This window comes from Pseudoalteromonas sp. (genome assembly GCF_036960685.1).
In the GTDB taxonomy this organism is placed as follows: Bacteria; Pseudomonadota; Gammaproteobacteria; order Enterobacterales; family Alteromonadaceae; genus Pseudoalteromonas.
Genome location: NZ_JBALXK010000014.1, coordinates 42,421 through 64,176 on the forward strand (window position 1 = coordinate 42,421; position 21,756 = coordinate 64,176).

At 39.6% G+C, this 21,756-nt stretch carries 19 protein-coding genes; 9 read left to right on the forward strand and 10 right to left on the reverse strand.

The genetic code is table 11. From position 1 onward, the window contains the following. Position 1: 1 nt before the first annotated feature. The 4 genes from V7783_RS12870 to V7783_RS12885 form a co-directional block, all read right to left on the reverse strand. Positions 2 to 766, reverse strand: coding sequence for a YdcF family protein (locus V7783_RS12870; RefSeq protein ID WP_335679057.1), 765 nt, complete (start codon positions 764 to 766; stop codon positions 2 to 4). Positions 767 to 820: 54 nt separating this feature from the next. Next, a complete protein-coding gene (locus V7783_RS12875; protein ID WP_064667478.1) occupies positions 821 to 1,708 on the reverse strand; it encodes a LysR family transcriptional regulator in 888 nt (295 codons plus the stop codon). A 536-nt stretch (positions 1,709 to 2,244) separates the two neighbouring features. After that, complete coding sequence (locus V7783_RS12880; RefSeq protein WP_335679058.1) at positions 2,245 to 2,391, reverse strand: DUF2897 family protein; 147 nt, start codon at positions 2,389 to 2,391, stop codon at positions 2,245 to 2,247. A gap of 57 nt (positions 2,392 to 2,448) precedes the next feature. After that, a complete protein-coding gene (locus V7783_RS12885) occupies positions 2,449 to 2,991 on the reverse strand; it encodes an acyloxyacyl hydrolase (RefSeq protein ID WP_335679059.1) in 543 nt (180 codons plus the stop codon). A 243-nt stretch (positions 2,992 to 3,234) separates the two neighbouring features. Between V7783_RS12885 and V7783_RS12890 the strand changes: the two genes are divergently transcribed. Next, positions 3,235 to 3,831 carry an MlaC/ttg2D family ABC transporter substrate-binding protein gene (locus V7783_RS12890; protein ID WP_442961374.1) on the forward strand — a complete coding sequence of 199 codons (597 nt, stop codon included), beginning with the start codon at positions 3,235 to 3,237 and terminating at the stop codon, positions 3,829 to 3,831. A 216-nt stretch (positions 3,832 to 4,047) separates the two neighbouring features. Next, positions 4,048 to 5,385, forward strand: a complete 1,338-nt coding sequence (locus tag V7783_RS12895; RefSeq protein WP_335679060.1) for an ankyrin repeat domain-containing protein — start codon at positions 4,048 to 4,050, stop codon at positions 5,383 to 5,385. Positions 5,386 to 5,442: 57 nt separating this feature from the next. Here the strand turns inward: V7783_RS12895 and V7783_RS12900 are convergent, their stop codons facing one another. The 5 genes from V7783_RS12900 to V7783_RS12920 are packed head-to-tail and all read right to left on the reverse strand — an operon-like array spanning position 5,443 to position 8,990. Beyond that, on the reverse strand, positions 5,443 to 5,910 hold the full coding sequence (locus V7783_RS12900) for a DUF2069 domain-containing protein (RefSeq protein ID WP_335679061.1): 468 nt from the start codon (positions 5,908 to 5,910) through the stop codon (positions 5,443 to 5,445). Continuing rightward, positions 5,907 to 6,461 (reverse strand): NAD(P)H:quinone oxidoreductase, encoded by a 555-nt coding sequence (gene wrbA, locus V7783_RS12905; RefSeq protein ID WP_335679062.1) that lies wholly within the window; start codon positions 6,459 to 6,461, stop codon positions 5,907 to 5,909. Before wrbA ends, V7783_RS12900 begins: the two co-directional genes overlap by 4 nt. Then, positions 6,461 to 6,808: an arsenate reductase (glutaredoxin) gene (gene arsC, locus V7783_RS12910; protein WP_335679063.1), complete on the reverse strand. Its 348-nt coding sequence runs from the start codon at positions 6,806 to 6,808 to the stop codon at positions 6,461 to 6,463. Before arsC ends, wrbA begins: the two co-directional genes overlap by 1 nt. A gap of 54 nt (positions 6,809 to 6,862) precedes the next feature. Next, positions 6,863 to 8,323, reverse strand: a complete 1,461-nt coding sequence (locus V7783_RS12915) for a M48 family metalloprotease (protein WP_335679064.1) — start codon at positions 8,321 to 8,323, stop codon at positions 6,863 to 6,865. Position 8,324: 1 nt separating this feature from the next. Next, positions 8,325 to 8,990, reverse strand: a complete 666-nt coding sequence (locus V7783_RS12920) for a hypothetical protein (RefSeq protein WP_335679065.1) — start codon at positions 8,988 to 8,990, stop codon at positions 8,325 to 8,327. A gap of 133 nt (positions 8,991 to 9,123) precedes the next feature. Here V7783_RS12920 and V7783_RS12925 point away from each other — a divergent pair, with 133 nt between their 5' ends. The 3 genes from V7783_RS12925 (at position 9,124) to V7783_RS12935 (ending at position 12,778) form a co-directional block, all read left to right on the forward strand. Beyond that, positions 9,124 to 9,342 (forward strand): sulfurtransferase TusA family protein, encoded by a 219-nt coding sequence (locus V7783_RS12925; RefSeq protein ID WP_335679066.1) that lies wholly within the window; start codon positions 9,124 to 9,126, stop codon positions 9,340 to 9,342. Next, positions 9,335 to 10,408: an AI-2E family transporter gene (locus tag V7783_RS12930; protein ID WP_335679067.1), complete on the forward strand. Its 1,074-nt coding sequence runs from the start codon at positions 9,335 to 9,337 to the stop codon at positions 10,406 to 10,408. Before V7783_RS12925 ends, V7783_RS12930 begins: the two co-directional genes overlap by 8 nt. A 120-nt stretch (positions 10,409 to 10,528) precedes the next feature. Continuing rightward, a complete protein-coding gene (locus V7783_RS12935) occupies positions 10,529 to 12,778 on the forward strand; it encodes an aminotransferase class V-fold PLP-dependent enzyme (RefSeq protein ID WP_335679068.1) in 2,250 nt (749 codons plus the stop codon). Positions 12,779 to 12,849: 71 nt separating this feature from the next. Here the strand turns inward: V7783_RS12935 and V7783_RS12940 are convergent, their stop codons facing one another. Further along, complete coding sequence (locus V7783_RS12940) at positions 12,850 to 13,878, reverse strand: LacI family DNA-binding transcriptional regulator (RefSeq protein ID WP_335679069.1); 1,029 nt, start codon at positions 13,876 to 13,878, stop codon at positions 12,850 to 12,852. A 349-nt stretch (positions 13,879 to 14,227) separates the two neighbouring features. On the opposite strand from V7783_RS12940, the gene pgi reads away from it, so the two are divergent. The 4 genes from pgi (at position 14,228) to V7783_RS12960 (ending at position 21,723) form a co-directional block, all read left to right on the forward strand. Next, positions 14,228 to 15,874, forward strand: a complete 1,647-nt coding sequence (pgi, locus tag V7783_RS12945; protein ID WP_335679070.1) for a glucose-6-phosphate isomerase — start codon at positions 14,228 to 14,230, stop codon at positions 15,872 to 15,874. Between the two features lie 302 nt (positions 15,875 to 16,176). Then, a complete protein-coding gene (gene zwf / locus V7783_RS12950; RefSeq protein ID WP_335679071.1) occupies positions 16,177 to 17,649 on the forward strand; it encodes a glucose-6-phosphate dehydrogenase in 1,473 nt (490 codons plus the stop codon). Between the two features lie 2 nt (positions 17,650 to 17,651). Beyond that, a complete protein-coding gene (gene pgl, locus V7783_RS12955; protein ID WP_335679072.1) occupies positions 17,652 to 18,362 on the forward strand; it encodes a 6-phosphogluconolactonase in 711 nt (236 codons plus the stop codon). A gap of 739 nt (positions 18,363 to 19,101) precedes the next feature. Continuing rightward, positions 19,102 to 21,723 carry a TonB-dependent receptor gene (locus V7783_RS12960; RefSeq protein WP_335679073.1) on the forward strand — a complete coding sequence of 874 codons (2,622 nt, stop codon included), beginning with the start codon at positions 19,102 to 19,104 and terminating at the stop codon, positions 21,721 to 21,723. Positions 21,724 to 21,756: the final 33 nt, after the last annotated feature.

Below are 21,756 nucleotides of genomic sequence, written 5' to 3' on the forward strand. Positions count from 1 at the left end.
GTTATAGCGCTTCTGGATCAATCCAGCGGCGCATGCTTATCCAAGTACTTCCTAGTACTTCATGCCAATAACTGGTAACAGCCTTTAAAACTTCAACATTTGGAGCATATTGTTTGTGGCTAGGCCAGGCGGAGAAATCGTAAAAATCCGTCGCGGCTGGGATCACATCAACGCCTTGGGCATTAAATAAGTCAGTTGCCCGTGCCATATGACTGGCTGAGGTGACTAGTGCCACTTTAAAATCAACAAGGCTCGGGGCTAACAGCTTTGCTTCGTCGGCGGTATCCATGGCTGCGGGGTTTTGTTTGATTCGCGCAGCAGCAATCCCTAAACTGATAGCCGTTTGTTGCATCAAGCTGCTATTGGTGATTTTTCCATAGCCACCGCCTGACACAATAAGTTGTGCATTAGGGTAAATGTTAGCTAGCCGCAGACCTTCAACTAAGCGACTTTTAGCACAATTGCCCAGTTGGCTATTAGCATTAAGCTGCGGGTTTGGGTTTACGTCACAACCAAGTACCACTATTTTATCGAGAGTTGGCTGTTTATTTGCGTGAAAGGTGTATTTTAATTGCGAGGTTGGATCTATTATTTTTTGGCCAATAAATGGGGTGCTGATAAGTAGTAAGCAGCTGATTGCGATGAGACCAATATACGCGCTGAGCTTATTGGTGCGCAGAGCGATAAGCAAAGCAATAAAGCAAAGTAAGCCTAATAAAGGTAACGGCATAAGCATTGCGCCGAGGATTTTTTTCAATTCAAACATTACAGTAGCACACAAATAAAAGGGTTTTTTGTATGCTACTGCGTTACTGTTATTTTATCGACCGTTATTTAACTTACAGGTATTTAAAAAGTGGCGATATACAGGATTATCTTTCATATTTTTTTTCATCGCCAAATACATAGGGCGTGTTAACCCAAGCGCTCCCAGCGGAATTGACTTTATTAGCCCTTGGCTTTCATAAGGTGTTACTAGCCAATCTGGCAATGCTGCAACGCCCATTCCTGCGCTAACCAGTTGAAAAATTAATAAGCCTTGATCAACGGTTTTTAAGGTGCCGTCAAAACGTGCATTTTGAATGAAATGCTTAAAAATATCCTGACGTTCACGAGGAATAGGGTACGAGATAATAGTTTCGTTTTTCAGATCAAGTGCTGTGACATAGGCTTTTTTTGCCAGCTCATGATCAGGAGCAACAATAAGCTTAAGTTTAAAATCAAATAAATGTGCATATTCTAGTTTATCGGGTTCACGGATATCCGATGTTAATACTAAATCTAACTCATCACTGAGAAGATCTGGAATAGCGTCATAGCTAAAACCACGTTCATAATCCACTTTGATATCTGGCCAAAAGTTATTGAATTCTTTAATCGTTGGCAGTAACCAATGGAAACAGGCGTGGCACTCTACACTTAGACGTAATTGGGAAATGGGCTGATTAAGGCTTTCTTTTAAACGGCACTTGGTCGCTTCAACACGTGGCAGTACTTCGTTTGCTAATTCTAGCAACAGCATACCTTGCGGGGTAAAACGCACCGGTTGCGTTTTTCGTTCAAATAGTTGGCAATCAAGCTTGTTTTCTAAGTCTTTGATTTGATGTGATAAAGCGGATTGAGTCAAAAATAATTCCCGCGCAGTATTTACCAATGAACCCGTTTCTTTCAAGGTTGCGATGGTTTTCAAATGTTTTACATCAATCATCTTTAATAATTCTCATAGTAAAAGTGAGTCGAACTCAGATTACAGACATAATACGCTTTTGTTGAAGATGCTTCAACGTCTAGATGGCTAAATAACGTCATTTGTTTTACGTAAAGTTTACAAGTTTACTATAGCATCAAAATTGACAGCGTTGTCATTTTATTTTTTAGATTTTAAATAAATATTTTCATGAATTTACCTCAAGTTGAAACTGAGAAAGCCTCAATTGTATGATTGAAATCATAAGTGTAAATTTTAGCCATCTAGGCAAGTGAGGGATAGTGCACAATTAAATAACTTAGTTTTTCTTTGTGTAGATCAAAATCGCGAATTGGAATTTACGACCGAATTATGTTGGGCAGGTATTATATTCGGCAGATAGTTTATTAGGCAGGTATTTTATTGGGTAGGTATTCTATTGGGTAGGTAATATCGCTCAAGTAGAGCTATGAATGCAAACAGAGGCGACCCGCCGAAGAGAATCGGGTATTAAGACTAGAACATCCCCTACGATGCAAAGCCCTAACTGAATTAGGTTAGGGCTTTTTTTGCCGATTGGGTTTGGGAGTATCTTCATTGCTTGGCTTTTTAAAATCCATCGTAGTCGAATGTTTTATCAATAAAATATTACCGATAATGATTGCCAATACTAAGATGATAATGAGTATATGCCAAAGTTGCATGATATTGAACGCTAGTGAATTATTGATAAGTAGTTACTGTAGCAAAAATTTACCAACTTAAAAACGCCGAGCTAACGATAGGGAAATAAAATCAAGGCCAGGATTAGGGCTTTTAAATCCGGCATTTGAATAATGTAAATAGCGTAGTGCGGCCTTAGTTTTTCCAAAGTCAGCAACCAATCCAAGGCGGTCTTCAAATTGGTAGTGGGTGCTTACATTTTTGCCTGCAAAGTGAGTGTCATTAATTAATGAAACACCAATTCCAGCTTCAAAATACAGGTGAATGCTTGCAACTGACCCGATCGGGTATTGAAATACCGGCGACAAAGCCAGCACTGTATTGGTCTGGTGATTATTTTCAGCGCCATATTGCCATAAGTTAATACTTGATTCTAAGTAAACATGAGTGTTTTTAAACAGCGATTGTAGAGACTCAGGATGGTACTGATAGGCTAATTTTATCCCTTTTACATCACCTTCACCTTGAATGTAATCAACCGCATAGCCATGAGGTGAAGGTTTATTATCGCTGGCATACGAGAAGCAACTGAACATCGCAATAAAAACTAAAATTGATAAGGTGTATTTTTTAAATAACATATGAAAAAACTCTTCGAGTGATAAATGTGTTATTTACAAAATAAGGGCGCGAAGAATGCTAATTCAAGAAGCATAAATTCACAAACTCTGTGCATTTATGCAGGAGTTTAGTTAACAAGATGAAATAAAAAGATTAAATCAATTGGTGTCTATTTGGCATTAATAAGGTGCTATTTTGTGGCTTTTTAATCTCTTATGAACAGCGTAAATTACACGCTAAGATTTACTCAGGACTTATCAACAATGATTTTACTCAGCCGTTACTTTTTATTTATCTCAATTTTTTTTAGTGCTTCGTTGTTTGCGCAGGCTCAACCGTCGCCACATCAGTTACTAACCCAAGTTGGGGATCAGCTGTTTAGCGAAATTGGCAAAATAAATAGCCAAGGTACTGCAAGTAAAGGAGACATGGCAAAGGTTGTTGATAAGTTTCTAATGCCAAATATTGATGTGAAGTTCGTATCGTATAAATTATTAGGCAAGCATATAAAAGGGATTGAGCGCGAACAAGCGACTGCTTTTATCAGTGCGGTGGAGCATTACTTAACCACTACATACGCAAGTGCATTAATGAAATACACTGGACAAGAAATAAAGTTTGAAGAAAGCAGCGACACAACGGCTGGTGATTTTGCAACAGTAAAAACTCAAATTATCGATGATAATGCACCAACGATTGATTTACATTTTAAACTTCGCCAAGGCAAAGATGGCAGTTGGAAGGTATATGACATTGTTGCTGAGGGGATTTCATTACTTAGTGCAAAACAAAAAGAAGTGATCCAACGAATTTCAGAAGTTGGGCTTGATCAAGTGACAGCTGAACTCAATAGTAAGTAACTCTTTCCAAGTACGTCTCCAACCTAAAGCGGCACGCTGTGAAAACACCGTGCCGCTTTGTTATTTTCTTTTAAAATCACATTGTTTGTCTATAGCGTGTGGTTTTGGGTATGCTAGAATAACCGACATATTAAGCGCAGTGTCAGTTTGTGGTTGTTATAACTAGGCATTGACTTATTTCCCTAGCATTTCAGACACTGGAGTTGTGTTTTTTTAATGGAAAATGTACTTATTTGGCCGAAAGAATACCCGTTGTTAGTCAAAGGACTTATTGAGCAAAACGGTGCATTTATTTTAGATGCTTTAGACGCATGGCCTGCCTGTCGCTCGACTGAAGAAGACGATGGTGTATGTACTACTGTGCTGCCACCTATTTATTACTTAACGTGGTTAACTCCCCTTGAGCCGTTTGAAGAATGCTTTTTTCAACATATTTGTGAATATGATGAAGCTGCCCAAGAATATATTAATGCAGCCAAAAGCTATTATTTCGAAAACGAATATACGCCTGAAAGTTTAGTGTTATTGCTTTGTCAGCGACTTGAAAAGTATGCAGGCGTCGCGGCGCAAACAACCATAAAAACCCCCATTACATTATTATCTCAATTATTTTCAAAACGCTATTTCACAATTATTGAGCATGCGCTGAATGCGGGCAGTAAAATGACGGCCGAAGATGCGTTAGCATTGTGGAAAGAAGTAGACTTTAGAGACCGTTTAAGTAGCTTTATTCCGGACTCCATTGATGATGTGAATGCGCTGAGTGACTTGGCCGCGCAAAAGGTGGCTGGCGGCAAAGATTACTTTACCTTGCTGACGCAAGTTTCGCCTGATGTGGACTCTGTGGTGCTATTAGAACAAGCACTGTTGGCACATTTAAGTGTTGATGCTGCGAAACAAACCATGGCGATGCGTTTTATAGAGCAAGGCGCAACAGGTACACTCGCTGATGACAACGGTAAAACTGCGTTTATGTGGGCGGTTGAAAAAGGTTTTGTTAATTTAGTACAAACTCTTTTAGATAAACAAGATAAAAAGCAACGCGATGCGCTTGGTAATAGTGCCTTGCACTATGCAGTACTTGCCAAGAATGAACCGTTAATGGTGCTGTTATTGAAATCTGGTTATGATTTTCGTGCGCGCAATAGTGACGGGTTAAGTTGCTATCGTTTAGCTGTTAGCATTAAGGCAACTCAGTTAGTTAAATGCCTAGAGCGTGATTTTGGTATTAAAGAACTCTCGCCAGAAGGGCAGTTTTCACGCATTAAAAAAGTGCATGCCTTACATGCACTAGTGACGCTGTTATTGCCGTTTCAGTTGTTTTTCTTTTTCGATGATTCGATTGCAATTAAAAGTGAACTAACACTGTGTTTAACCATGCTGGCAATTGTCTGCTTCTTTTTTGCAATGAGCTTAAAACGTTGCGCACTTTATCCACACATCAAACACCCTTGGGGGTTGTTTGTATTACGCTGTTTTTCGTTTTTCAGTTTGATAGCGCAATTGGGTTTAGCGAGTATCGTTGCACTAGCCACTCTAAGTGAAGTTGTATAACTTACTCACCTGAATAAAAAACGCGCCAAGAGGCGCGTTTTTACTATCTATAACGAGTTAACGATTTTTTCTGTCGTATTCTTGCTCGGCTTTTTCTTGTGCTAGTTCATCTTTTAATTTACGAATCTTCAGTCCAAGCTCTTGGCCACGATGGCGTGCGTAATACGTACAACCTATAAACATCATACTGGCAAATAGTAATTCGAGTAACACCCATAGTAATTGATCTTGTGCTACCCAGAGCAATGTAAAGCCGTGAATAAAGTAGAACATAACAATGAAGTTAGCCCATGCGTAGGTATATGGTTTATCTTGAATGATGCCTTTGAGTGGTAATAATAGCGGTAAAATATACACCACAAAGATAAAACCATTACTATGGCCTTCTCGGGGGGCAATCAAAAACAACCAAAGTGGCATTAGCAGTAATAGGCCAACATAGCCAATAATAGCAATACGCTGAAAGCGAACCGTGAGGGCTTTTTTCGGCGTTAATTGTGGATTTAAATCGCTGCGGGTTGTCATTGTAATTTTCTCGTGATTTTAACTAAGCGTTGGCCAACGCTTTGGCAAATTTTAATTTCGTCTTTACTCAATTGAGCACTATTTTGTGCACCTGCTACATGGCTTGCGCCATATGGGGTGCCCCCTGTTTGAGTGGCTAACAATTCAGGTACTTCGTAAGGTACTCCCATTAGCATCATGCCATGGTGTAACAGTGGTAAAGACAAGTTAAGCAAGGTTGCCTCGTTACCGCCGTGCATACTACTTGATGATGAAAACACACACGCTGGCTTATCGATTAATTGTCCTTTTAACCAAATATCGCTGGTGGTTTCCCAAAATGCTTTCGCTTGTGCAGCCATCATGCCAAACCGAGTGGGTGTGCCAAATGCTAGACCATCACATTGAATTAAATCTTCTTTGCAGATCACAATATCGTGCGGGGCTCTTTGTTCAAATGTGCGCAGTAATGCAGTGGCGCCTTGGCATTCAATCGATTCTGCAATCTCATGTGCCATGGCAGCAACAGAGCCATGACTTGAGTGATACAAAACAACAATAGTGGTGCTCATTAAAGTACGCTTAATACGTTTTCAGGTGGGCGACCTAACGCGGCTTTATTGTTGTTAACAACAATTGGGCGTTCAATTAATTTAGGGTGAGCTTGCATCGCGGCGATTAAGGCACTTTCATCATGCTCATTTTTAAGGTCTAGCTCTTTGTAGATATCTTCTTTTGTACGCATTAACTCACGCACCGATGAAAATCCTAACTGTTGAACTAAAGTGCTTATTTGCTCGGCGCTAAGCGGTGTTTTTAAATATTCGATGATATCTGGTTGAATCGATTTTTGTTCAAGTAGAGCTAAAGTTTCACGTGATTTTGAACAACGCGGATTATGAAAAATAGTAACAGACATAGTAACAATCCAATTAGATAAAGTAGGGCTATTTTAGGGCAAGCAGCACGAGACTTAAAGTCTCGCGAGCTCTTTTTGCATTTGTCGGTATTGAGTCAACAGAGCTTTGAGGCGTTGTTGTTTAATTAGCTCTTGCGGCTCTACAAAGTTGAGTGCTTTTTGAACTTCGTCGGCGGCTTTTAAATAGGCGCCGTATTGTGCTAACACTTCAGCATTTGATTCATGGTAAGCGGCCAAGTTTTCTTGCTTTTTGTATGCATCAGCTAATAATTGCATGCCTAAATTATGCTCGGGCTTTTCCAGTAAAAATGATTTTAAAATTGTTACTGCAACATCGTATTGTTCAGCTTCTATGGCAGCATTGGCGTAGTTTAGAGTGATAACTTGATTGTTGGGGCGGTTGACATGCAATGCAGCTAAAAATTTTACCGCTTCGGCAGCTTTATTTTGTGCAATTAATAAATCTGTATGTGTATCAATGTAAAATAAATTCTTCGGATCGGATTTTAAAAGCTCGTCTAAAATTGGGGCCGCTTCATCAAGCTTTTTTTGATCTAATAAACTGATACCCAAACCATAGTTAAGCGCTGTTTTATTATAGAAGCTGTTTTCACGAATGAGCTTTCTAAATAAGTTCTCTGCAGCTGCCGGTTTTTGGTGATAACGGGCAATTACGCGACTTTTGGCTAAATTAAATTCTAAACTATCAGGAAGTTGACGTTTTTCAAATTGTTGTGCTCGCAACCGAACATCAGACACTCGACTCTCAGGTAAGGGGTGAGTCAGTAAAAATGCAGGGGGTTTATATTTGTAACGAATTTGCGCCGCAAGCTTTGTTAAAAACTCGCTTGATGCATAGGGATCAAATCCTGCGTTATTGAGTGTTTGCATGCCAATGCGGTCAGCTTCTTGCTCCGCAGAGCGGCTGTGAGTTAATTGGCTAAATGCACTTTGTGTTTGACTGGCAGAAATAATAGCAATACCAGCATCTGGTGATACTACGGTGGCTAAAATACCTGCAATCATACCGGCAATAGTCATTGCGCTGTTATCTTGTTGTTGCTGCATGCGACGGGCAAGATGGCGCTGTGTTACGTGAGCTATTTCGTGGCCCAGTACCGAAGCAAATTGGCTTTCGTTATCTGATTGTGCGATTAAACCGGTGTGAACACCTACATGGCCGCCATAAAAAGCAAAGGCGTTGATCTCTGGGTTGTTGATCCAAAAAAATGAAAATGGAAAGCGCACGTCATTGGCATTGGCAACTAATTTACGGCCAAGTGTGGTTAAGTACTCATCAAGAACGGGATCGTTAACAACAGGGGATGACCCGCGAATTTGCATCATCATCACTTTACCGATCGCCTGTTCTTTTTCAAGGGGCAATGCTTGCAATGCGGAAGTACCAAGATCAGGTAGTGTAAAACTCGATTGTGCCTTTAATGGCTCACTTACCAGCACACTAAATGTTAAAAGTGTACTGAATAATGTAATAAAGGCTGATTTAAGCTGCATTTTATTCCTTGTTATGATTTTCACCGAGCATCAGCTTGGCAATGTCGATTTCGTCACTGCACGCTCTGCTGTCTCGTTCGCATAATTGGTATAACTCTTTGATTGTGACCCCATCTAGCTTTACAACGTTCAATTCTCTTTGTAAAAAACTAATGATTTTGTGCACGACCTTGTGTGCATGCAGAATAAGCGCTTTATCAGCTTTATCGCCACGCTCAAAGTAAAAGCCAATAAATTTGTGTAATTGATTAATGCGGATCAAACTTTTCATTGAAACCGGATCCCACTCATTAAACTCCATGAAACGATTATCTTTTACATATTTGTCTATGGTAACGTCTTTTGCATAGGGCAGTGCCCATAATTCAAAGCCACGGTCAGTAAATACTTGGTGTAACGCAATTCGCGGTTTGTTTTCACAGTGAATTTCTCCAGCAGCGTCTTCATGACCTTCTAAGATATCGAGATTCCAATTGCGTTTATCAATGATTTTTTTCACTGCATTATCAAAACCGTGTTCTAATATCCCTTCAGATTCACTCACTGACGATGCAACAAGGTGATAGAAAGGGGGAAGTTCACCCCAGTTTATTTGCTTTTTATACCAGTTAATTTCTTTAAGAGTTGGATTACTGGGTAGTTGCGCTTTATTATGCGTACCAGACATTAACTTATCCTTACTACAAACTATGCTATAAGGATAAACTATTGCGATGCGTGTTTTAAGAAAAAGTTACACTTGTTATCAACATCGTTGATATGAGACTTATTATTCATTTTTATAGAGTAGATAATTGGTTATGCTAGAACAAGATTTGCGTGGATTTAAATGTCCACAGCAATTCATCCAGTTTAAATTGGCTTTGCGGGAAGCGTTAAAAACTGCGCAGACTATTAAATTTACTTTCTTGGCGCACCAATCGACTCGAGATATTGAGCGCTTTTTGCAAAAAAATCATTACTGTTACAAATTAGAGCAACAACATGGGTTGTTAATCGTGGAGCTTAATCGTGTTTGAATATGTAAAAACGTGGTACGAAAGGAAGTTCTCAGATCCACATTCAGTTACTTTACTGCTTTTGTTACTCGCTTTAATGGCGATGTTTTATTTCTTCGGTGCGTTTATCGTACCCGTATTAATTGCCTTAGTAATTGCTTATCTACTGGATTGGCCCGTTGCACATCTAGAGCGATTTGGCTTACACCGATTTACTGCCACAATTATTGTGATGTTAATTTTCTCAGGACTGATGTTGACGCTAGTGATTGGCATGGGTCCAGTACTTTGGCAGCAAGCAAGTAACTTAGTGCAAGAAAGCCCGCATATGATAGAGCAGGGTAAGTCATTTTTATTGCATCTTCCAGAGCAATACCCCAGTTTAATTACGGCAGAGCAAGTACAGTCAGTGGTGACAAGCGTTGAAAGCAAAGCGATTGAGTTTGGTCAGGTGTTGTTATCGGTGTCTTTAACGTCATTAAAAGATGTTGTTGCTTGGCTTATTTACCTCATTTTAGTGCCATTATTAGTGTTTTTTATGCTTAAAGATAAGCTTGAATTGGTCACTAGTGCAGAAAAATTGGTCCCTAAACAGCGCCGTTTAATTTTGCAGGTGTGGCATGAAATGAACCAACAGATCATGAATTACATTCGCGGTAAAGTGTTTGAAATTTTGATTGTTGGTACAGCCTCGTTTATCGCATTCACTATTTTTGATTTACGCTATGCAGCGTTATTAGGTGTATTAGTTGGTTTATCGGTGTTAATCCCTTTTGTTGGGGCTGCTCTTGTAACAATTCCAGTTGCAGCTGTGGCACTTTTTCAATTTGGTTTAGAAACGCAGTTTTGGACTATCTTAATTATCTACGGTGTTATTCAGGCTCTGGACGGTAATGTGCTGGTTCCGTTATTGTTTTCAGAAGCGGTTGATTTAAACCCGGTGTTTATTATTGTCGCAGTATTGTTTTTTGGCGGTTTATGGGGATTCTGGGGAGTATTTTTTGCAATACCACTGGCTTCTCTAGTTAAAGCATTACTTAATGCTTGGTCAACTAAACATGAAGAACACGCGATCGAGCAAAAATAGCGTTAGTCATAAATAGCATAGATAACGCACTTGAGAGACTAATTGATTATTACGCAGCCCATCAATTTTATGTAGAATGGGTTATAAGATATATCTTTTAGTAATATGGTGCGTTTTTTAATGTCTGACTTATTATTTCCTACTGACACTTGTTCACAAATTTACCTTGATGCAAACGCAACGACTCCTGTGTTACCTTGCATTGCCGAGGTTGTGTCACATACGATGCAAATTTGCTTTGGTAACCCTTCTTCTTCTCATATTACCGGTATTCAAGCTAAACATTTACTTGAGCAAACGCGGCAAAAAGCGCGTGATGTTATTGGCGCGCAACAAGGCGATATTTTATTTACCTCAGGGGCTACCGAAGGTATTCAAACTGCCGTGGTATCGACATTAATCGCAGCTAAGAATCACACCATAAAAAACCCTGTTCTATTATATGGTGCAACTGAGCATAAAGCGGTTCCAAATACTTTAATCCATTGGAATGCGGTATTAGGGATTAATGCCACTGTGCTTGCAATACCAGTGTCGAGCGTGGGGATTTTAGATTTAGATTTTATTGCCCAACATGCCAGCGATGCCCTGATGATTTGTACTATGGCTGTTAATAATGAAACTGGTGTTTATCAAGATCTAACCGCTATTGAAGCAGTTATTCGCAACCATAACACTGAAGTTGCCTGGATGGTCGACTGTGTACAAGCGCTGGGGAAAACGGCACTTGCGCTCAGTGAGACGACTATAGATTATGCGCCTTTCTCAGGCCACAAGCTGTATGCACCAAAAGGTATTGGCGTGTTATATATTCGCCAAGGCAGTGCTTATACGCCTTTTATCGCCGGTGGCGGGCAAGAAAGTGGCATGCGTTCAGGCACTGAAAACTTACCGGGTATTGCAGGACTCAACAAACTGTTTTCTTTATTACTTGATAAAACGGACGACACGTTTAAATCACTCGATGTGCTAAATAGCTACCGTGAGCAATTACACCATGCGTTAGTGGACACCTTTGGTAGCCTAACATTTAATCATGATTTTGAAATATCAGTGCCTACGACTTTAAACTTCTCGGTTGATGAGTTAAGTAGTAAAGAGGTGATGGATTTATTTGATGCGGCCGGTATTCGTATTAGCGGTGGCTCAGCGTGTAGTTCTGGTGCAAACCGTAGTTTTGTATTAGATGCAATGGGCGTAAGTGATTGGCGCAGTGAAAATGCAATTCGCTTGTCATTTGGACCTGCGACAACACAAGCTGAAATAACCACGGCTTGTACTCGTATTCGTTCACTTAAAGCTATTTTACAAGCAAACTGCTTAGTGGTGTCAGACTCATCATTACCGAATCAAGAGGTATGCGCGCTAGGGCTAACCCAATTTAGGCACCAAGGAGCATGCTGTTGGCTTTATGTCAGCGAAGATAAACAAGCAGTGATCATTGACCCGATCGTAGAGCTCATTCCACGTCTTGAAAAAATAGTGCATACCCAAAATCTAACTGTAGCGGCAATATTAGACACTCATGCTCATCAAGAGCGTTGTGGTGCGACTGTATTATTAGCTCAAGCGCTACAATTTAGTTCTGAGGATGAAAACCAGCTAGGTTGGCCTGTGTCAAGGAGCGTGATTGAATTGCCTGAGTGCACTATTGAGCGGGTAGCAACAGCTGGGCACAGTGAAGATAGCGTCAGTTACTTGCTTAGATGCAATGCATCTAAGCAAGTGCGTTTTTGCTTTTGTGGTGATTTACTTCTACCTGCCGGGCTTGGTAATACAGCTATTGATGGCGGCAATGCGTTAGTGATGGCGCAGTCGTTACGGCAATTATCCCTGTGCTTAGATAGTTCTACAGTGATCTGCTCAGGTCATGATTACCAGCAATGCTTTGCTATAAATTGGCATGTACAACAACAGCAGGCACCGTTGCTAAAAGCATTACTAAGCAATGAGATATGTGATGAAGAATTTGCACAGCAAAAACAGCAAAGTGATGAATCAAATCTATCTAAATTTGCAACCTTGTGTGGCTATGCCGATAGTTTACAGCAAAGTACTGCGTATGAACTAAATGCCGCACAGGCAAGAGATATGTTAGCCACAGAAGATGTATATTTAATTGATACTCGTGAACCCTATGAGCATGGCGCGAATAATATTTCTCAGCAATTTGCGATCGACCCTGCACGCGTAATGAATATTCCGCTCAGTAGAATGGCTAATGCTTTAGTTGATGGGCAATTAAGTTCACACGGGAAATATATTTTACTTTGTCGAAGTGGTAATCGCTCAAAACAAGCAGCCACTAATTTATCTCAGCTTGGTTTTACTGATGTGTATAACCTCAGCGGTGGTATGGCATTGCTTTAATGTAGAAATTAAAGACAAAAACAATAAAGGCGCTTGTAAGCGCCTTTATTGTTTTCAATCGTATTATAAGGTTACTGTTTTGGGCCAGAACTTTCACGGATAACGAGTGAAGGTGTAAATGAAGTAATAATATCTTTATCTTGATTGCGAGCACCGCGGGTTTTGGTGAATAGCAATCGAGCTGCATGTTGAGAAATAACATCATTTGCTTGGTGTGCAGTTGTTAACTTTGGCCATGTTTGGCGAGAGAAGGGCGAATCCTCAAAGCCGGTAATAGATAACTGCTCAGGAATAGCGATACCCATTAAGCGTGACGCAAATAATGCGCCTGCGGCCATTTCATCGTTGCCGCCTAAAATTGCTGTGATCGCCAGTTTGTTGTCATCGGCTAACAATGCTTTTGCGCCTTCAACACCCGACTCAAAGGAATACTTGCCATCATAAATAAACTCACTGTTAAATAGAGTTTTATGATCTGCTAATGCAGCTTTATACCCTTCAAGACGCTCAGATGTAGATTTATGCTCTTTATCACCACAAATAAAGCCTATATTTTCATGGCCATGTGTTAATAGGTGAGTAGTGATCTCATACGCTGCTTTATAATCGTTAACATAAATACAGGTATCTTGGTCATCATCAGTTGGACGCCCTGAAAGTACTCGAACGTAGTGAATATTCAATTCATCCAATAAATTAGTGATGCTGCTTTGCTCTGATAACGGCGGAGTAAGCACAAGCCCTGCTAGACGAGAACGCTTTATCATAGTGATAAAATCTGCTTCCATATTTGCATCAGTATAAGTGCATGGGTGGATCACTAACTCATAGCCTTCGTCTTTACATCGAGAGAGCACACCATTTTGCATATCGATCACATAATACGCATTGGGGTTGTCATAAACTAAACCTACAGTAAATGATGATGTACCGGCTAGATTTCGAGCCGCAAGGTTAGGTTGGTAATTCAATTCATTAACAGCTTCCATAACGATATCGTAAGTTTTTTTACGCACAGAGGGTTCTTTATTGATCACCCGGGAAACTGTCTTCATTGAAACTCCTGCGAGTCTCGCTACATCATTTATAGTTACTTTCATAGAGTTACTTTTAGGTTATAGTTTTAGTGTTGTCTTGTTCTTGTGATGAGTACTTTTGAGTAGACTTCGTAAAGTCCTATCCATTAATTCTTCATCAAGACCAGTTAGTGTATCTAATGTTCAGTTAAATTAGCAGTAAAATAATTGAGAAAATTTTTATGATACCGGTGTCAAATGAGTAAAAGTGCGTTATTATCTCGATATTAAAATATAAAAGTAGCTTATTGACAGCGTTGTCATTTTAACTTATCGTTAACTTCGTTTGTAGGTTAATACGCTATCAGTTCACTTTATTTATATAAAGATAGTTATAAATCAGTTTGTTGCAAGTTTAAGGGGATGTTAAAAAATGAGTTGTCGTTCACAGTTAGCTAGTTGGCAAGCATTACAAACAAGTGCAAATAAGATGAAGGAAATTCATCTTAAAGATTTATTTGCCAATGACAGCACGCGATTCGAGCAATTTTCAACTCAAATCCCTGGTGTTTTATTTGATTATTCAAAACAATTGATCGATAACAGTGTGATCACGCAGTTAATTTCTTTAGCACAAGAGTGCGATATCGCCACTTGGCGTGACAAAATGTTCAGCGGCGAAAAAATCAATATCACCGAAGATAGAGCGGTTCTTCATACAGCGCTGCGCAACCGTAGTGAGTCAGCACTGGTTGTTGATGGCGAAAATGTCAGTTCAGTAGTGAACGCCGAATTGCAAAAAATTAAATTGTTCGTTAATAAAGTACGTAGCGGGCAATGGTTAGGTTATACCGGTAAAGCGGTTAAAGATGTTGTAAGCATTGGTGTAGGTGGTTCAAATTTAGGCCCGCAAATGGCAACTGAAGCACTTAAAAGCTTCGCTGACGATACGCTGAAAGTGCATTACGTATCAAATGTTGATGGTGTACAAATTGCTTCAGTATTAAAAGACATTGACCCAGAAACGACGTTGTTTGTGATTTCATCAAAAACATTTACAACATCTGAGACCATGACTAATGCAAAAACGGCTGTCGAATGGTTTTTAGAATCAGCCAGTGACAACCAAGCGATTGCTAAACACTTTGTAGCAGTAAGCACTAATCTAGAAAAAACTGCAGCGTTTGGTATTGCAGATGAAAACGTATTCACAATGTGGGATTGGGTAGGCGGTCGCTTTTCATTATGGAGTGCGATAGGATTACCAATCGCATTGTACTTAGGCTTTGAGGCCTTTGAAGCCGTGCTTGAAGGCGCATTTGAAGTTGATGAACACTTTAAAACAGCTGAGTTCCAAGAAAACATCCCATTGTTAATGGCATTATTAAGTGTGTGGAACACTAGCTTTTTAGGTTTCGATTCACAAGCAATCTTACCTTATGACCAAGCTCTGCATATGTTACCTGCTTATTTGCAGCAAGGTGAGATGGAAAGTAATGGTAAGCATGTAAATTTTGCCGGTAATACGGTGCCATATACAACAGTGCCAATTATCTGGGGTATGACTGGTATTAACGGCCAACATGCCTTTTATCAGTGTTTGCATCAAGGTAACGTTGTCGTTCCCGCTGACTTTATTGCGTCAATTAAGCCGCAAGTTAATATCGGCGAGCATCACGATATTTTATTATCAAATTTCTTTGCACAAACAGAAGCAATGATGATGGGTGTTGATGCCGAGCAGGTACGTGCTGATTTAACTGCTAAAGGTAAATCTGAAGCTGAAATTGCAGAGTTGCTGAATCATAAAATTCATCAAGGTAATCGTCCTACAACATCAATGCTGTTAGATACCGTTGATGCAAAAACAGTGGGTCGTTTAATTGCTTTGTATGAACATAAGATTTTCTGCCAAGGCATCATCTTAGAGATCTGTTCATTTGATCAATGGGGTGTTGAACTTGGTAAAGGCTTAGCCTCAAAAATTGAGGCTGAGTTATTGGATGACAATGTAATTCATCCACATGATAGTTCGACAAATGGCTTAATGAGCTATTATAAACAACGTCGCGGACAGTAAAAAATTCGCACAGTACAATCAATTGTGTTGTGCAACCAAATACCTTTGAACGGGTAGCGCTGGAGTTCTTAGGGCCTGTATATTTGTGAGAGGATATACAGAGCCCCTAAGACTCATTTAATTACCAGTTTAATATGAGTGCAGCTGAAACGATATTCAGCAATAAAAACAAGCGAATTCAACAGGCTTTTTCTCGATCTCGATGCCAAAAAGCTGACATCATCTAAACAATAAGAATGTATGCCTGTACTATCAATAGCAGATAGTCGACAACCGGGCATAGCAAACGTAGAGAGTAAATTATGCTAAATCCTTTTGATATTGTAATTTTTGGGGGCGGTGGTGATCTTGCATTACGCAAATTATTACCTGCAATGTATCGCGCATATCAAGAAGGCAACCTTCCACAAGGTTCGCGTATTTTACCGACGGTTCGTGAAGAAAGTAAACGTGCGGAATACATAGAAACAGCTCATCAAGCATTAAAAGAATTTTTAAGCAAAGGTGAGTTTAATGCTAAAGATTGGAAAGCATTTTCAGCGTGTTTAGTACCAGTAGTTACTAATGTTACCGAAGCTGACGATGATTGGGATAAATTAAAAACTATCCTTGATGAGCACGATACAGATAAATCTCGGGTGTTTTATTTATCACTACCACCTGCTGTTTATGGTAGCTGTTGTGAAATACTCTCAAGCAAAGGTTTGATCACCCCTACATCACGGGTAGTAGTAGAAAAACCAATTGGTTATTGTGGTAATTCTGCTGAAGAGATCAATGCAAAAATTGCTGAGTTTTTTACCGAAGAGCAAATCTTCCGTATTGACCACTACTTAGGTAAAGAGACGGTACAAAATTTAATGGCACTGCGTTTTTCAAACTCATTGTTTGAAAATATGTGGGATGCTAAATCAATTGATAATATCCAAATTAGCCTATCAGAAACCGTTGGCCTTGAAAGCCGTGCAGGTTTTTACGATAAAGCCGGTGCTTTGCGTGATATGGTACAAAACCATTTACTACAATTATTATGCTTAGTGGCGATGGAGTCACCAAATAAGCTTAATGCGAACAGCATCCGCACTGAAAAATTAAAAGTATTAGAATCATTACGTCCGCTGGTTTCAACAGACGTAGATAACAATATCATTCGCGGCCAATACGTACCGGGTGATTTGGATGGCAAAATTGTCCCAGGTTATCTTGAAGAGCTAAATGAAGGTTCGAGTAAAACAGAAACCTTCGTTGCTATTCGTGCGCACATTGATAACTGGCGTTGGGCTGGTGTGCCATTTTACCTGCGTACAGGTAAACGTATGGCAAAACGCTGCGCTGAAATTGTTGTTGAATACAAAAAAGTTTCACACAATGTGTACGGTGATAATGTTGGTAAAATTGAACCAAATCGCTTGGTTATTCGTCTACAGCCAGAAGAGACAATTCAATTAACCTTGATGTCTAAACGCCTTGATAATCTTGAGATGCAATTAGAGCCGGTAACGATGAATATTGAGCTGTCACAAGCTTACAGTAATGGTTTTCACTCTGATGCATATAAGCGTTTAATGTTAGATGCCGCAGCAAATAACCCTTCATTATTTATTCATCGTGATGAAGTACGTCAAGCATGGAAATGGATTGACCCAATTGTTGAACGTTGGCAAGAAAAAGGTAAACCTGCTTTATACCGTGCTGGTAGCTGGGGACCTGAAGATGCTGACGAATTATTAGCTGAAAATAATCACGTTTGGTTTAACACGGGCGATAAGGTATAAGCATGGCAACCATCGTAGAAAAATTCTTTGATTCAAAAGACGCATTAACGGCAGAGTTATCAGCCACGCTTGAACAAAGCTTAGTTAATGGTATTGAAACGAGTGGACGTGCAGTGCTTATGGTATCTGGTGGTTCATCACCAGCGCCTGCATATAAACATTTGTCTAACCTCGCATTAGATTGGGCTAAAATCGACGTTGCCATGGTTGACGAGCGTTGGGTTGATGTTGAGCATGACAAAAGTAATGAGGCGTTTATTAAAAGCACATTATTACAAAACCATGGCGCAGCAGCTAACTTCATCACCATGAAAAATAGTGCAGAAACTGCTCAGCAGGGTAGTCCCGAATGTGAAACTGCTTATCAACAGCTAAAACGTCCATTTGATGTAACTATTTTGGGCATGGGCCCTGATGGTCATACTGCTTCATTATTTCCACATGCTGAAGGTCTTGAGTTTGGCTTAACGACATCAGATTTAGTGTGTGCAATTAATGCAATTGAAAGTGATGTGACAGGTAGTATTACAGAGCGTATGACTTTAACGTTGGCAGCAATTGCGCAATCGAAAGTTGTTAAGCTGTTGATCAGTGGTGAAGAAAAGCTCGCTGTTTATAAAGCGGCAAAAGCCGGTGGTGATATCAATGATATGCCACTACGGGCTGTGTTAAATCACCCAACAATAAATATTGAAGTATATTGGGCACCATAATTACATAACTGCTCAAAACATTAAAATGCAGACTATTAGTCTGCATTTTTGATTACGCCAAAATTACCTATCTCCATAGCATAAGCTGCACAGACTAGTTAATGTGAACAACTGCGCCTAATACCAATCGACTTGAATATTTAAGTATCTAGAGCTTGTCATCATGCACTTACTCGATCGTTAGTCACGATAAATAGAATACACATGAAATAAAGGTAGACATAAGTAGCATGGCTCTTTATAATTTAAAAATGACAACGCTGTCATTGATATTGATAACTATTTATACCAGTTCCCCTTAGATAAATTATTTGCCCTAATTTATCTTGTACAAGCAGTTTTAAGTGATGCGCTTGTAATTCCCGCAAGCGTAGTAGTGTCATCGTCAGTTAACGAGTTTGGTTCCACTTTAGATAATAAAGTGGAACGTTTTTTTTACACCTAGACTTATCAAAAATCATAAATTTTACCTAAATAGGGTATTTGCTTTTCTCTTTTCAGACTGACTCATGTTATATTCACGCCGTTAAAATGTAACAATTCATAAAGTTCATTATTTTTAATGCATTTACTTTCAATTGCTTAGTGTGTTTTCAGCTATTTTTTTACACAATATAGCTAAAAAGATGTAGCACAATTGTAATTTAGAGTGTATGGTTTGTTACTAGATGACAACGCTGTCATCATCACTGGGCAGAAGTGATAAATAAAACCAACAAAATGATTCAAGGGGAATCCTGTGTTAGCTAAAAATTTTAAAAAAAGCTTATTAGCAGTAAATATCGGTCTTGTAATGAGTGCCGGATTCACTGGTGCTGCATTCGCAGCTGATGAAACAAAAGTTCAAGAAGACGTTGAAGTAATCGAAGTACGCGGTATTCGCCGTTCATTACAACAGTCTGTAAACACAAAACGCTTTGCAGATGGTGTAGTTGATGCTGTTTCCGCGGAAGATATTGGTAAGTTTCCTGATAGCGATGTTGGTGAAGCTTTAGGCCGTATTCCTGGTGTTGCTGTAAATCGTCAGTTTGGTCAAGGTCAACAAGTATCGATACGAGGTGCATCTAACCAACTAACTCTTACGACGTTAAATGGACAAAATGTAGCATCAACTGGTTGGTACGATCAGCAAGCAATAGACCGCAGCTTCAATTATACTCTTTTACCACCTCAAATGATTTCAGAAATCAAGGTATACAAATCTTCTCAAGCTGATTTGTTAGAGGGTGGTGTTGGTGGTTCCGTTGACGTAATAACTCGAAAGCCTTTGGATTTAGATGCTGGTACAGCATTTATTTCAGCCGAAGGTACATATTCAACGGCTTCAAGTGAAACCGATCCGGCCATTTCAGGTCTTTACAGCTGGAAAAATGACGAAGATACATTTGGTGTTCTTGCTGCTGTAGCTTGGGAAGATACAACATACGTTCGACGAGGTAACGAAGCATCTTACGCTTGGGCGGGTGCTGAATCAGCTAACTATTTTGAACAGAATCGAGAACGCACTGCAGTAGACTTTACTGCTCAATATGCACCAACTGACAATATGAGCTTTGCTCTTCATTACATGAACTTAGATTTAAGTGCAGATAATAACAATAATAGTTTATTTGTATTCTCTAATACTGAAAATTGCTCACAGTTTAACGATGCGGGTGCATGTTTAATTCGTAACACTAATGCTGATAATCCAGCAGGCCAAACATTTTTGCAGACATTTGCTCGATTTGCATCAATGAATTCTGAAACGATAGATCTTTCATTCGATTATGAAGGTGATAGCTTTAAGTTAGAAACACAAATCGGCACAACTAAAGCAGAAGGTGGTACTGATTTAACGCTAAATCATGCAGCATTTATTGGAACGCCTGAAGATGTGTATGGCACTATTGATGCTACAGGTAAATACACTGTAATTGATATTGCTGTTGATGGGTGGGATGCTGGTGACATTGATACAGTATGGGATGGTCGAGGCTTACAAGAGTGGGCAACTCAAATCGCACCTAATCAAGATGAAGAAACTTATTTCCAAGCAGATTTAACATTTATGTTAGATAGTGCTTACTTTACCAGCATAAAGACAGGTGTTCGTTGGTCAAACCATGAAGTTACAAAAGAGTCTCGACGCGCTGTTCAAGGGGAGCACGTGAGTGTAGATCCTTCAATTTACTGGGGTGGAACAGATACTTCTGGCATGCAAGATTTAACTATTCCGTTACCAAATATTGATGCAATGCGCCAAAATGGTTTAGCTGCAGTTCAGAGCTGGCATGAGGACAGATCTGGTTACGGTACAGTTGAAGAGGAGAATGTATCAGCTTATGTAATGGCTAATTTTTCTGGTGAGAACTTCCGCGGTAATTTTGGTGTTCGTTATATTTCTACCGATGCTGAATCAGATTACTATGCTCCGGATCCAACATTTGTTGATCCAAATGGTATTGCTCAAAATAATGGTCTCAGCTCTACTATTGTAACAGACAAGGGTGATTACAGTGAGTTCTTACCTAGCTTTAATTTAGCTTATGATGTTAGCGAAGATACTATTTTACGTTTTTCTGCAGCGCAAGTTGTATCTCGACCTAACTACACCGATATGTTTGCTGCACAATCCTTAGCAGGTTATGGTGATACTCAACAAGGTAACCAAAGTGTTACTAAAGGTAGCCCTGCACTTAACCCTTTCAAAGCAACACAAGCGGATGTTGGCATTGAATACTATTATGGTGATTCAAACTTAGTTGCAGTTACTGCTTTTTATAAAGACGTTAGTAATTTCACAACTTCTGAAACTTTACGTAATCAAAAAATCGGTATAACTGACCCTGTTTGTAAGTGTGATGATTGGACTGTTAATACGCAAGTAGATGGTGATGGTGGTGAAATAGCGGGTATTGAGTTCCAAATACAACATGCATTAGTTGGTGGCTTCGGAACCATGTTTAACTATACTTTTGCTGATAGTTCAGCTGATCCAGATAACTTCTCTGACGGTGTGGATGTTTTCACTGATAGCTCGGAACATACAGTGAATGCTGTTGGTTATTATGAAAATGATGACATGGCAATTCGTCTAGCGTATAACTGGCGTTCAGAGTACATGATTCGTGAAACAGGCTTCTATGGTAACCGTTGGCATGATGATTTTGGGACGCTTGATTTAACTGCGAATTATAATCTTACAGAAAACTTAACATTGCGTTTTGCTGCAACTAACTTACTTGAAGAAGACAGTATTCAATACGCTGCAGCAGATGCAGATAATGAAGCAACTAAAATCTCACTTAAAGATGGCTATCCAGCTTGGTCTTACCAAGGTGAGGCTACTTATGCAATTGGTGTAGATTTCCGTTTCTAATCAACATTAAGATACATTTAATTAAGCCCCGTC